Consider the following 13,685-nt stretch of genomic DNA (forward strand, 5'->3'; position numbering starts at 1 on the left):
CCCGCGTCGAGCGCGTTCGTGCAGTTCCGCACGGTGGACGTCCCGAGACGTCTCGGATCGACCGGCGCGGCGTGCGGTGTGCTCCCGGTGCCCCGCAGGCTGACGCCCTGATCGCTGCCGTGCGCACCGGATCGCACGGGGGCTTCGGGCTGCCCGGCCCGTAGCGCAGCGAGTCGGCGGCCCCGCCGTGGCCGCGTGGACGTGAGGAGACCCATGCGTACCGGACATTATCTCGCCAGGTGGATGCTCGGCGCGGTGGGCGTTCTCGCGATCGTCGCCGCGGCCGGTACGACAGTGGTGCCCCCGACGCCTGCCCACGCCGCCTCCGGCTCGCCCCGGGAGCGCTCGGTGCCCGCCAGGGCGGTTCCCCGCGTCCGGACGGCGCCCGACCCGGAGGCCGACGCGGCCGCGCCGCTGCCGGCGCCGCACTGGCCGGCTGCCGGCACTGTCGACGTCGCGCTCGCGTCGGGACATCCGGTGCGGGCCGGCTCGCTGCCGATCGAGGTGTCCGCGACCGAAACCGGCGCGGCGCCCACCGAGGTTCGGGTGGAGCTGCTCGACCAGGACAGCGGAACGGTGCCGGGCACCGTCGGGACGGCGTTCCGGCTGACCCGTCTCGCGGGGGGAGCGGGCACGGTCCACGTCGACGTCGACTACTCGCGCTTCCGTTACGGCTACGGGGGAAACCTCGCCGACCGGTTGCGGCTGGTCCGTGTGGCGCGGTGCGTGACGCGGGAGTGCGTCCGGACGCCCGTCCCCGTGGCCGCCCGCAACGACCTGGCTGCCGGCCGCCTGTCGGCCGACGTCGACAGCGGTCCCGATCAGGTGTACGCGGTGACCGCCGCCGCGTCGGGGTCCGGCACCGGGGACTATCGCGCGACCGACCTGTCCCCGGCCGAGAAGTGGACCGCGGGGACCAACTCCGGCAGTTTCCACGAGTCCTACCCGCTGGGGCTGCCACCCTCGGTCGGCGGCGACGCCCCGGACCTGTCCCTAGACTACGATTCCTCCACTGTGGACGGGCGCACGTCCTCCACCAACAACCAGGCGTCCTGGGTCGGGCTCGGATGGAACCTCGGCATCGGGTTCATCGAGCGGAGGTACCGGTCCTGCGTCGAGGACGGGGATCCGTACCACGCCGATCTGTGCTGGTCGTCGCCGTACTCCGGCGACGAGGACGGCGCCGCGTTCGTGCTGTCCCTGGACGGGGTCTCCACCGAGCTGATCAAGACAGCCGACGGCACCTACCGGATGCGCGACGACCGCGGCTGGAAGATCGAGCATCGGTTCAACGGGTCCAACGGCGACAACACAGGCGAGTACTGGGTGGTGTCCACCCCGGACGGCGAGCAGCACACCTTCGGCTACCGGAAGGACTCGAACTGGACCGTACCCGTCGTCGGCGACGACGCGGGGGAGCCGTGCCACTCGACCGCGCCCGTGCCCTGCCGCCAGACCTGGCGCTGGAACCTCGACAAGGTCGTCGACGCGAACGAGAACGTGACGGCGGTGTACTGGACCCCCGAGACCAACAACTACCGGCAGGCCAACGGCGGCGCCACCTACCGCTACGACCGGGGCGGGCACCTCGACCGGATCGAGTACGGCATGCTTGCCGGTCAGCACCCCGCCGCGCAGGTCGCCTTCACCGCTGTCGGCCGCTGCACCCAGCGGATCGCCAACCCGACCGCCTCCTGCCCGGCCGCCACGGCGGCCAACGCCACGTCGTACCCGGACGTGCCGACCGACCTGGTCTGCGCCGACGGCGCCGGCTGCGCGAAGTACTCACCGACGTTCTTCAGCACCAGCCGGTTGGACCTGATCTCGGCCCAGGTGTGGGACGCGCAGGCGCAGACGTGGCAGGAGACCACCAGGTGGCGGCCGACGTTCGCCTTCCCGCCCGCCCCGGACGGCACCACGCCGTCGCTGTGGCTCAACAGCATCCAGCAGACCGGCGTGTGGGGCGGCGAGACGGTGACGTTGCCGCCTGTCGCGTTCGACGGGATCTTCCTCGGCAACCGTCAGGACTACACGACCACCGCGCAGCAGTTGCAGATGCGGCGGTTGTCGGTGGTGCGCAACGGCCTCGGCGGCGAGACCCGGGTCAGCTACGGTCACGCCTCCCCTGCCACGACCTGTCCCGCCGGTGGTGAGAACACCGGTTGGGAGGCGGGAATGCTGTGGGACCAGAACCGCTACGAGTGCTTCCGGGTCCGCTTCAAACCGGAGGGCGCCACGAACCCGGTCAAGGGCGTGTTCCACAGGTACCTGGTCACGACTGTCGACCAGGTCGACCTGGTCGGTGGCTCACCGACCACGACCACCTCCTACGCGTACGGGGTGGACCAACTCGTGCCGTGGCCGGCCTGGCACCGCGACGACGATCTGACGGTCGCCGCCAAGGATCTGGACTGGACCGACTGGCGTGGCTACCAGACCGTGCGAGTCACCGAGGGCAGCGGCGGAGCGGACCGCCAGAGCGTCACCGACACCCGGTACTTCCGGGGCATGAACGGTGACCTGCTCGGCTCCGGCAGCGCCCGGACCGAGGCGGTCAGGGACTACGCGGGCCAGCCCTGGCCGGACGACCCGCAGTTGGCGGGCAAGGTGCTGCACCAACAGCGCTACCGACGGAACGCCGACAACTCGCTCACCGAGCTGGATTCCGAGCGGAGCACCTACTGGGACTCCGGGGTCATCGCCGACGGTCCCGGATCCCATGACGTGCACATGGTGCGCCCGGCCTACGAGTACCGGCGCGACAGGCGTGGCGACGGCACCTGGCGCGAGACCGCGAAACGGTCCGACGGCTACTCCGTCGGCAACGGTGGCCTGGCCACCCGGGAGGCCGACCTCGGTGAGACGGGAGTGGCGGACAGCGTGTGCACCGAGATCGGCTACGCCCAGAACACCGCTGGCGGGCAGTGGATGCTCGACGTCGTCGAACGGCGGGAGACCCACGTCGGTGACCCGGACGGCCAGAGCCTGCGGTGCCCCGGCCCGGTCGTCGACCGGACCGTGACGCTTTACGACGGCGCCACCGGGCCGGGCGACGGGGTGAACGAGCCGACCGACGGCAACCCCACCGAGGTTCGCTCCTACACCGCGGACGGTGCGTACAACTGGGTGCGTAACACCTACGACGACTACGGGCGGGAGCTGACCGAGACCAACCCCGACGGTGTCACCCGCACCGGCTACACCCCGGCGACCGGGTTCCCGAGCGGCGGGGTCAGCGTGACAGACCCCAAGGGCTTCACCGCCACCAGCTACCCGTCGCCCGCCTTCGACGACGCTGAGGACAAGAGCGTCGACGTCAACGGTCGGACCACCACGTCGGCGTACGACGGTGTCGGACGGTTGCGCAAGGTGTGGTTGCCCACGGAACAGCAGACGGGCACCACCACACCGTCGTACGAGTTCACCTATCGCGTCACCGCCACCGGCACCGATCAGCCGAGCAGACCCACTGTCGTGACGGCCCGCCAGTTGCAGACCCTGGCCGGGGCGCGTGTCGAATGGCTGACCACCCACACCTACCTCGACGGCCTGGGGCGTACCCGTGAGGTGCAGGCGCCGGCGCCCAGCGGGTCCGGCCGCACCGTCACCGTCACCGCGTACGACGACAGGGGTCTGACGGCGGGCACGTCCCAGCCGATGTGGAACAGCACCGCCGCGGGGGACAACCCGGACCTGCTGCTCAACCCGGCCACCTCGACGATCCCGTCGTGGACCGAGCGGCAGTACGACGCCCTGGAACGGGAGACCCTCTCGACCGTGTACGGACTCGGCGCGGCAAAGGCGCGCACGACGACTGACAACTTCGGCAACGGCTCGGTCGTCACGCCACCGGTGGGCGCCCGGACCGGTACCTGGCAGGACGCCTTCGACCGGGTCGTCCAGACCCAGCAGAACCTGCCGGCCGGCGTGTCGATGCCGCAACCCGGGGCGCCGACCACCTCGTACTCCTACACCCCCCGGGGTGACCTCGCGTCGACCACCGATCCCGCCGGGGACGTCTCGACCTACACGTACGACTGGCTCGGTCACCGCCTCACCGCGAAGGATCCGAACGCCGGACTCACCACCTACACCTACGACGGCGTGGGCCGGGTCGGGTCCGCCACCGACGCCCTGCGCAAGAAGGTCAGCTACAGCTACGACCCCCTCGGCCGGCGCAGCGTCACCTGGTCAGGCGACGTGCAGACCGGCACGAGGCTCGCCGAGTGGACCTACGACACGGTTCCCGGCGGGAAGGGGCGGCTCGCCGCCACCATCCGCCACCTCGGAAGCGACAACTACCGGACCGAGGTGGCCAGCTACGACGACCGCTACCGGGTCACCGGGAGGCGGTGGGTCCTGCCGACGAGCGAGAAGAGTCTCGCCGGCACGTACGAGATCACCTACGGCTACGACCGCGCGGACCACCTGACCGACACCACGTACCCGGCGGGGAACGGTCTGGCCCAGGAGACCGTGCACCAGGGCTACACCGGCACCGGCGTTCCGGACACCCTGGCCAGCGAACTGGGCACCTACGTCAGCGCTACGGCGTACCACGAGTTCGGCGCGGTGAAGAGCCGTGACTACGGCGGCGCGGGGGAGCTGCGCCGCAGCTACCGCTACGAGGACAGCGGCGAGCGGCGGCTCGTCGGCCTCGGCGCCACCGCCGGCGCCGACACGTCGACGCCCCGCACAGTGCAATCCGACGAGTACGGGTACGACGCCGTCGGCAACGTGCGGCAGGTGTCCGACGGCACCACCGGGCAGACCGAGTGCTTCGGCTACGACGGACTGCAGCGGCTCACCGACGCCTGGACCACCACGGCCGGGTCCTGCGCGGGAGGAACCGGAACAGCGGACGGCGGCGGACCGGACCCGTACCGGCTGACCTACGCCTACGACGCCACCGGAAGCATCACGTCCGTCACGTCCGGGGGCGTGTCGAGGAGCTACAGCTACCCCGCAGCGGGACCGGAGGCGGTCCGACCGCAGGCCGTCAGCGCGGTCGGCGCCGACACCTTCGCCTACGACGCCGATGGCCAGGAGACCTCACGCACCGTCGGAGGGGTCACCACCACCTCGGCGTACGACGAGGGCGGGCGGCTCACCGAGCAGACCACGGCCGGGGCCACTACCGGTTACGTCTACGACGCCGACGGGACGCGGCTCATCCGACGGGCTCCCGGCGCCACGACCCTCTACCTCGACGGCGTGGAACTCGTCCTCACCACCTCCGTGTCCGCCACCCGGTTCTACAGTCTCGGCGACGACCTGGCGGCGATGCGGACCCCGGGCGGCGTCCGCTTCCTGCTCAGCGACGAGCAGGGCACCGTCCAGTTCGCCGTCGACGCCGCGGCGTCCGGCACGGCACACCGCGTCAGCGGCGACGGTGTCTCCCGACAGCGGTACCTGCCGTACGGTGCGCACCGCGGCGGCGACACCATCGCCGGCACCGATCGCGGCTACCTGGGCAAGGTCGAGGACGCGGCGACGTCGTTGATCGCCCTGGACAACCGTCAGCACGACCCGCTCACCGGCCGGCTCACCAGCCCCGACCCGCTGCTGAACACGGACAATCCGGCCGCGCAGAACCCATACGCGTACGCCGCCAACAACCCCACGACCCTGAGCGACCCGAGTGGGCTGTGCATCCCGGGCGACTGCCCGCAACGCATGGCGGGCCTTCTCCGCCTGGCGGCCAGCACGAAGAACAAGAAGCAACGCCACCGCTACCGCCAACTGGCCTACCGGTCGGAACGGCGCGAGGCGCGCATCTACCGGCGGGTCTACCAGCGATCGGATCGCATGTCGGTCTGCTGGAACCTGAAGCGCGGCTGCCATTCGCTGCCGCAGCGCGACCGGCAGCCGCCCCGAAAGCACTGGATCGTCGCGCGGTTCGTGCACGAGCACCGCAGCGCGTTCGAGTGGACGCACGCCATCGGAGCCACCGTGAACGTCGTCGGCTCCGGGGTGGCCGTCGGGTGCGCCGCCTTCTACGGCTGTGGCGGAGTCGGCCCCGCAGCCCAACGCATCGCCCAGCTGGGCGCGACGGCGCAGGCGGTGTCCGGGGTCGCCATGGCCATCGACACCTGCTCGTACGAGTCCCGCGGCAAGTGCGTGACGGAGTCGATCGAGGCCGGCATCGATGTAACGAGCACTGCTATGCCCGGCCTGTCGGCCCGGGCCGCGTACCGCTACTACGACCTCCGGACCAGACCGTGAGGAATTCGAGTGCCCAGAGGAGAACCCTTGTGATCCAGCGTAGGAGAGTCCTGACCGCAGCCGTGGTCGCCGCGGTCCTGGCAGCGGTCGCGGTGCCGGGCCCGTCCGCAGCCGCCCGGCCCGCCACCGCCACCGGTGTCGACGTCGGCATCGCGGCCGCCGCGGGCCCGGCGAGCCGGGCCGACGTCACCGGCGACGGGATTCCGGACATCGTTGTGGCGAGCGGCGCCCGCTCCGTCGGGTTCCCGGACCCCACCGCGCCGAACGAGGTGGGCGGGTCGGTCTACGTGATTCCCGGCGGCAGCACGGTCCCCGGGCAACCCGTGGCGCTCCTGCACCAGAACGACCCGTCGGTGCTCGACTCGCCGGAGACGACAGACAACTTCGGCGCGCAGGTCGTCACCGGCGACTTCAACGGTGACCGGCGCGCGGACGTGGCCATTGGCAACCCGAAGGAGTCCATCGGCACGGTCACCAACGCCGGCGCGGTGACAGTCCTGTACGGGCAGACGGCGCCGCCGTACCTCGGCCTGATCGCCAACGGCACCGCCTTCATCACCCAGAACAGCGGCACCGTCCCGGGTGACGCCGAGACCAACGACTACTTCGGCGCCGGCCTCACCACCGGCGACTTCAACGGCGACGGGTACGCCGATCTCGCCGTGGGCACCCCGGGCGAGGCGATCGGCTCCGTCGGCGCGGCCGGCGGCGTCTGGGTGCTCTACGGCGGCAGCAGTGGCCTCCGGGTCGACAACGCGGCCGCATTCGGTCAGGAGACCAGCGGCATCGGGGGGACCGCGGAGAAGAACGACCACTTCGGATCGTCGGTAGCGGCCGGCGACCTCACCGGCGACGGCCGGGACGACCTCGTGATCAACGTCGAGGGCGAGGACGTCAGCGGCACGACAGGCGCGCAGGGCTGCGTGTACGCCCTGAAGGGTTCCGCAGGCGGTGTGACGGTGTCCGGCAGCACGTCGGTGTGTGTGGACAAGACGAAGACCGGCGGGAGCTACAGCAGCGTCGCGATCGGTCGTTTCCACGGCGGCAGCAACGCCGACGTCGTGGTCTACGCCGACCAGTACAAGGGCGGTCCCAGCAGGTCCGGCGCCCTTGTCGTGCTGCGCGGCGGCACCGACCTGATCAGCAGCGCGCGCAGCCTGGTCATCTCGCAGAGCTCGCCGGGCGTGGGTGGGAGCGCCGAGGCGGGTGACCAGTTCGGCGCCGCGCTCGCGGTCGGCGACCTCGACAACGACGGCGCGGACGATCTCGCGGTCGGCGTCCCCGGGGAGGACTCCGGCGCGGGCAGCGGGCAGGGCATGGTCCACGTCTTCCTCGGCGGCGCGTCGGGGCTCCAGTCGGGGCTGGACTCCACGTTCCAGGAGGGTCATCCGATGATCAACGCCAACCCGCAGCCCAGTGAGGCGTTCGGCAGCGCGGTACGCATCCTCGACGTGACAAATGACGGGACGCCGGAGCTGCTGGTGACCGCGCCGTTCGAGGACTTCTCCTACAACACCGGGGCGATGTTCGTGCTCGGCCTGCAACGGACCAGTGACACCGTCGCGCTCACCGGCTGCACCGCGCTGACCAGGGCAACCCTCGGCGGCGTCTCCGCGTACGGGACGGGTCTGCCGATCGCCAACGGTGTGATCCCGCCGACCGACCTGCCGAACGTCACGTGATCGTCGCCTCGCCCTGGGCGGAGAGGACGGGGGGTGCCCAGGGCGAGGCGGCACCGTGAGGTTGCTCCTGCAGACTTGAGAGACTACTTTCGAAACATGTCTCTCAAGAATCCGTACGGGGATTTCGAGATCACCGAGCCGCAGGCGCTGCGGGCGCTGGCGCATCCCGTCCGGTTGGCCATCCTCGACCGGCTCCAGCGTCACGGCCCGGCCACGGCCACCGGACTGTCGACGCACGTCGGCGCCACGCCGTCGGTGGTCAGCTGGCACCTGCGCCACCTCGCGACGTTCGGTCTGGTCACCGACGCCGACGGCGCCACCAGCAAGCGGGAACGCTGGTGGCAGGCAGCCGCCCGGGGGTTCCGCTTCACGCTGCCCGACGACGCCGAGGGGCAGGCAGCGGGACGGCAGCTCCGCGGCGAGATGTTCGCCCGGACCGCGGAGACGCCACAGCAGTGGCTGCTGCACGACGAGCCCCGCCTGGACGCCGAGTGGCGCGGGCTCGCGGGGGTGGCCGACACCCGCTTCGTCGCGACGCCCGACGAGCTGCGACACCTCGAAGAGGCGATCGAGGAGCTGATCGCCCCGTACGTGCGCCGCAAGGACGACGACACCAAGCCGGCCGGCGCGCAGATCGTCCGGATGCTGCGTTACCTGCTGCCCGAGCCGGCCGACGACACGTCCGCGTCATGACCGCCGTCGACGCCCCGCCCGCACCGGCGCTGCACCGCGACAGGCGGTTCCGCACCTTCTGGACCGGTCAGACGATCTCGGCGTTCGGTGACCGGATCAGCGAGCTGGCCCTGCCGCTGATCGCCGTCTCCCTGCTCGCCGCGACGCCCGTGCAGGTAAGCGTCCTCACCGCGCTGATCTGGCTGCCCAACCTGCTGGGCCTGTTCCTCGGCGCGTGGGTGGACCAGCGCACCCACAAGCGACGACTCCTGATCCTCGCCGACCTGGCCCGCGCGGCCGTGCTGCTCAGCCTGCCCGTGGCCTACCTGTTCGGCGCGATCACCCTCACCCAGCTCTACCTGGTGGCGCTGCTCAGCGGCGCCGGAGCCGTCCTGTTCACCCTGGGACAGCAGGCGTTCTTCGTCGCCCTGGTGCCACGATCGGCGTACGTGGACGCGAACAGCAAACTCAGCCTGAGCCGGTCCCTCTCGTTCATCGCCGGTCCGGCCGTGGGCGGTGGACTCGTCCAGGCGCTCAGCGCGCCGGTGGCGATCCTCGTCGACGCGGTGTCCTTCCTCGCCTCCGCGCTGCTGCTGCGTCGCATCCCGGTCACCGAGTCGCCCCCGCCGCCCCGGCGGACGTCCACTGTCGGGCTGGTCCGCGAGGGCCTGGTGCTGGTGCTGCGCCATCCGGTGCTGCGCGCCGCCCTCGGCTGCACCACCACAGTCAACTTCTTCACCTTCATCGCGGCCGCGCTGCTGGTGCTGTACGCCAACCGTGAACTCCACCTCTCGCCGGGCGCCATCGGCGTCGCGTTCGGCGTCGGCGCGCTCGGCGGCCTGGTCGGCGCGGCAGTGGCGCCCCGCATGTCGCGGGCCATCGGGCTGGGCCGGACCGCGATGATCGGCGTGGTGGTCTTTCCCGCGCCGCTGGCGCTGACGGCGCTGATCGCCGGCCCGACCTGGGCGAAGGTGGCCATGCTGGCGGCCATCGAGATGGTGTCCAGCCTCGGTGTGATGCTGATGGACGTCAACCTCAACGCCCTGCTCATGGCAGTGACGCCAGACGACGCACGCGGTCGTCGGGCCGGCGCGTACAGCGCCGTCAACTACGGCATCCGGCCGCTCGGCGCGCTGGTCGGCGGCGCGCTCGGCACCACCCTCGGGCTGCGGCCGGCCCTCGTCGTCGCCGGGGTGGGCGGCGTGCTCGCCGTGCTGTGGCTGCTCGCGTCCCCGGTGCGCCACATCAGGACCCTCGACGCCACGGCGCCCTGAGAGGCGGTCAGCCGATCTCCGCCACCAGCAACCGGGCCAGCTCGGCGGGCTGGGAGAACATCGGCCAGTGACCCGTGGCCATCGTGACCAGCCGCCACTGCTCGCTGGCCAGCAACGCGGCCACTGTGTCGTTGGGCTCCGGCCCGTCGAGCAGGCATTTGACGTACGTCGTCGGCAGCTCGCCCAGCGGGCGTGCCAGCACGGCCGGCTCGGTGAGCGTGGCCCCCGGGTGCGGCGTGCAGCCCCTGACCAGCCGGGCGATCTGCTCGTCGGTGAGCCCCTGGCCGTCGAACTCGGCCGCGTCGAGCGGCTGCCAGTCGCCGCCGTCGTCGGCGAGCACCGACTCGAACGCCGCCTGACCCTGCCACCAGCCGGACGCGAACGACAGGCCGTCGACAGGCACCTCCGCGTCGACGTAGACCACCCGGGTCAACCGGTCGCCGATCCGCGCGGCGGCCTGACCCACCGGGATGCCCGAGTAGCTGTGCCCGACCAGCACCACGTCGCGCAGGTCGCGTCGCTCGATCTCGCCGACGATGTCCTGCACGTGGGTCTGCTGCCCGGCGGGCACGCCCTGCCGCTCGGCGAGACCGGAAAGGGTGAGGGGAGAGGCCCGGTGCCCGGCGGCCCGCAGCCCCGGCACCACCTCGTCCCACGCCCACGACCCCAGCCACGCACCCGCCACCAGCACCACATCAGCCATGGCCGAAGACTAGGGCCGACCCCCGACAGCCTCGCGCGTCACGGCCAGGTGCGGGCCTGGGCGTCGAACACCTCGGGCGGGCTCTCCACAGGCAGCAAGCAGAGCAGGTGGCCGCCGGGCGCCCGCAGGATCCGACACTCCAACCACTGCGACACCTCGGTGGCGCCCAGACCGACAAGCCGAGCGGTCTCGGCAGCCACGTCGTCGCTCTCGATGTCGAGGTGGTAGCGCGGCGCGTCGTCAACGGACTGAACGGCGGTGACCAGGCCCGGCAACGCCTCGTGCAGGCCGACGAACTGCGGTTCGGCCGGATCGGACCGGGTGCCGACGCCGAGCGCCGCCGACCAGAACTCCGCCGCCCGCGCGGCCTCCGCCTCGGGCGCGTCGATCAGCAACGCGTACACACGGCTTCGATGCATGCGAGGCAGGATATCGAGGACACCTGTCCGCCGCCCGTCGTGCCGAGCGCGGGCAGGATGGCGGTGCGCGGTATCCCCAGGCCGGGCACGGTGAAACCCGGCCTCGCCGGGTGCGGTCAGGCGGGCCTGTCGACCAGGGCGGCGAGCCGCTTGGGCGCCTGCACGCAGTAGCTCTCGGTGAGCAGCTCGCCGACCTCGGCCCAGTCGGTGGCCTCGTCCAGGATCATGCCCAGCACGTTCGGGCTCCAGTCCGGTTTGTAGAACGGATGCCCGACGCTCAGGAGACCGGCGATCTCGTCGAGCGGCGACCGGAAGACCAGCAGGCAGGCCGGCCGGTCGAGCGCGGCGGCGCGGGCGAGCACCGCCTGCCGGTCGGGGTCGACGGTGAGCACATGGGCGAAGGTGCGCCTGCGGACCCGCCAACGGATGCCCACCCAGGCCGGCTCCTCGTAGGTCTCCGGCAGCCCGCGACAGATCGGGCGCAGCCTGTCGAGAACCTCGGGGTCGACGTCTCCGGGTGCGGTCACGGGCAGGGACGCTAGCCGACGGGTACGACAATGACGCCCGCCGACGGGCGGCGGTGGTGTGCTCCCGATCCATCGGTCAGGATGGTCGGGGCGACGCCGGGCCGCCGCCCCGAACCGACACACCCCAGCCCCGCCGAGGAGTTCCGTGCCGTCCACCCTGCTCTCGCGCCGTGACCTCGACTTCCTGCTGCACGACTGGTTGCGGGTGTCGCAGCTCGTCGAGCGTCCCCGCTACGCCGAGCACTCCCGGGAGACCTTCGACGACGCCCTGGACCTCGCCGAGCGGGTGGCCACCGAGCAGTTCGCTCCGCACAACCGGCCCGCCGACCTTGCCGAACCCACGTTCGACGGGCAGCGGGTGCGGCTGATCCCGCAGGTACGAGCAGCGTTGGACAGCTTCGCCGAGACGGGACTGCTCACCGCCGGGCTGGACGAATCGGTAGGCGGTCTACAACTGCCGCAGGCCGTCGCCGCCGCCTGCTTCGCCTGGTTCCAGGCTGCCAACGTGGCCACCTCGGCGTACCCGATGCTGACCCTGGGCAACGCGAAGCTGTTGCTGGCGCACGGCAGCGCCGAGCAGGTCGACACGTACGTCCGGCCCATGCTGGAGGGTCGGTTCTTCGGCACCATGTGCCTGTCCGAGCCGCACGCGGGCAGCTCACTTGCCGACATCACCACCCGGGCCGAGCCGCAGCCGGACGGCACGTACCGCCTGTTCGGCACCAAGATGTGGATCTCCGGCGGTGACCACGAGCTGGCCGAGAACATCGTCCACCTGGTGTTGGCGCGGATTCCCGGCGGGCCGCCCGGGGTGAAGGGCATCTCCCTGTTCGTCGTGCCCAAGGTGCTCGTCGGGCCGGACGGTTCGCTCGGCGACCGCAACGACGTGGTGCTCGTCGGGCTCAACCACAAGATGGGCTTCCGGGGGACCACAAACACCCTGCTCAGCTTCGGCGACGGCGGGCACACCCCCGACGGTCGCCCCGGCGCGGTGGGCCACCTGGTCGGTGCGCCGCACCAGGGGCTCGCCCAGATGTTCCACATGATGAACGGAGCCCGGATCGGTGTGGGCGCCGGCGCCATGGCGCTGGGCTACACCGGCTATCTCAAGAGCCTGGCGTACGCCCGTGAGCGGCCGCAGGGCCGGCCGGTCGACGCGAAGGACCCCGCGGCGCCGCAGGTGCCGATCATCGACCATCCGGACGTACGGCGGATGCTGCTCGCGCAGAAGAGCTACGTGGAGGGTGCCCTGGCCCTGGTGCTCTACTGCGCCCGGCTGCTCGACGAGGAGCAGACCGCGCCGGAGCAGACCGACCGGGAGCGGGCTCACCTGCTGCTGGACGTACTCACCCCGATCACCAAGAGCTGGCCGTCGCAGTGGTGCCTGGCCGCCAACGACCTGGCGATCCAGGTCCTCGGCGGTGCCGGTTACACCCGCGACCACGACGTCGAGCAGCACTACCGGGACAACCGGCTCAACCCGATCCACGAGGGCACCCACGGCATCCAGGCGCTGGACCTGCTGGGGCGCAAGATGACCATGCGCGACGGCGCCGGTCTGCTCCTGCTAACCGAGACGATGGGCGACACCGTCGCCCGGGGCCGTAAGGCCGGCGGGGAGGCCGTCGGGCTGGCCGACCGGCTGGCCGACGCGGTGGACCGGATCGCCACTGTCACCCGCCGACTCTGGGCCGGGGGAGACCCGACGCTCGCCCTGGCCAACGCCAGCGTCTACCTGGAGGCGGTCGGGCACGTGGTGATCGCGTGGATGTGGTTGGAACAGGTGCTGGCGCTGCCGCCGCAGGAGGCCGGCGACGCCTTTCACGCGGGCAAGCGGCACGCCGCCCGCTATTTCTTCAGTGTCGAGCTGCCCCGCACCGGCCCGCAGTTCGACCTGCTGGAAAGCCTCGACCGGACCACGCTCGACATGCGCGCGGACTGGTTCTGAGGGGCGTCACCGTCGGCGGGTCTGGTGGCGCATGGCCTGCCGACCCTTGACCACGCCCAGGATGATCACGATCACCAGCGCGATCAGCCCGATGATGATCAGCCAGCGGACCGCCTCGAGGATCAGCCCGAGCAGAATCAGCACGCCGGCGACCACGCCGACGACCCAGAGCATGGCGCGCATCTCGACCTCCCAGGATGGGCCGCGTGCGAGTACGCGAACCCGGCCCTCCCCT

General features: G+C 71.6%; 9 protein-coding genes. 5 read left to right on the plus strand and 4 right to left on the minus strand.

Annotated features, from left to right (window positions below):
• Positions 1–213 precede the first annotated feature (213 nt).
• The 4 genes from OOJ91_RS01205 (at position 214) to OOJ91_RS01220 (ending at position 9,853) form a co-directional block, all read left to right on the plus strand.
• A complete protein-coding gene (locus OOJ91_RS01205) occupies positions 214–6,225 on the plus strand; it encodes an RHS repeat domain-containing protein (RefSeq protein ID WP_266241472.1) in 6,012 nt (2,003 codons plus the stop codon).
• A gap of 29 nt (positions 6,226–6,254) precedes the next feature.
• Positions 6,255–7,907 carry an FG-GAP repeat protein gene (locus OOJ91_RS01210; protein WP_266241474.1) on the plus strand — a complete coding sequence of 551 codons (1,653 nt, stop codon included), beginning with the start codon at positions 6,255–6,257 and terminating at the stop codon, positions 7,905–7,907.
• Positions 7,908–8,003: 96 nt separating this feature from the next.
• Positions 8,004–8,600, plus strand: a complete 597-nt coding sequence (locus tag OOJ91_RS01215) for an ArsR/SmtB family transcription factor (protein ID WP_266241476.1) — start codon at positions 8,004–8,006, stop codon at positions 8,598–8,600.
• Positions 8,597–9,853 carry an MFS transporter gene (locus OOJ91_RS01220; RefSeq protein WP_266241478.1) on the plus strand — a complete coding sequence of 419 codons (1,257 nt, stop codon included), beginning with the start codon at positions 8,597–8,599 and terminating at the stop codon, positions 9,851–9,853. Before OOJ91_RS01215 ends, OOJ91_RS01220 begins: the two co-directional genes overlap by 4 nt.
• A 7-nt stretch (positions 9,854–9,860) precedes the next feature.
• On the opposite strand, the gene OOJ91_RS01225 is transcribed toward OOJ91_RS01220, so the two are convergent.
• The 3 genes from OOJ91_RS01225 to OOJ91_RS01235 form a co-directional block, all read right to left on the minus strand.
• Positions 9,861–10,556, minus strand: coding sequence for an alpha/beta fold hydrolase (locus tag OOJ91_RS01225; RefSeq protein WP_266241479.1), 696 nt, complete (start codon positions 10,554–10,556; stop codon positions 9,861–9,863).
• 38 nt (positions 10,557–10,594) lie between these two features.
• On the minus strand, positions 10,595–10,975 hold the full coding sequence (locus OOJ91_RS01230) for a VOC family protein (RefSeq protein ID WP_266241481.1): 381 nt from the start codon (positions 10,973–10,975) through the stop codon (positions 10,595–10,597).
• Positions 10,976–11,091: 116 nt separating this feature from the next.
• The gene (locus OOJ91_RS01235) at positions 11,092–11,502 is read right to left on the minus strand and encodes an MmcQ/YjbR family DNA-binding protein (protein ID WP_266241483.1); all 411 of its coding nucleotides are present in this window, start codon (positions 11,500–11,502) and stop codon (positions 11,092–11,094) included.
• Between the two features lie 145 nt (positions 11,503–11,647).
• On the opposite strand from OOJ91_RS01235, the gene OOJ91_RS01240 reads away from it, so the two are divergent.
• Positions 11,648–13,450: an acyl-CoA dehydrogenase gene (locus OOJ91_RS01240; protein WP_266241484.1), complete on the plus strand. Its 1,803-nt coding sequence runs from the start codon at positions 11,648–11,650 to the stop codon at positions 13,448–13,450.
• A gap of 6 nt (positions 13,451–13,456) precedes the next feature.
• Here OOJ91_RS01240 and OOJ91_RS01245 read toward each other — a convergent pair whose 3' ends face one another.
• Positions 13,457–13,633: a hypothetical protein gene (locus OOJ91_RS01245; protein WP_266241485.1), complete on the minus strand. Its 177-nt coding sequence runs from the start codon at positions 13,631–13,633 to the stop codon at positions 13,457–13,459.
• Positions 13,634–13,685 lie beyond the last annotated feature (52 nt).

Origin of the sequence: Micromonospora lupini (assembly GCF_026342015.1) — a bacterium.
Classification (GTDB): Bacteria; Actinomycetota; Actinomycetes; order Mycobacteriales; family Micromonosporaceae; genus Micromonospora; species Micromonospora lupini_B.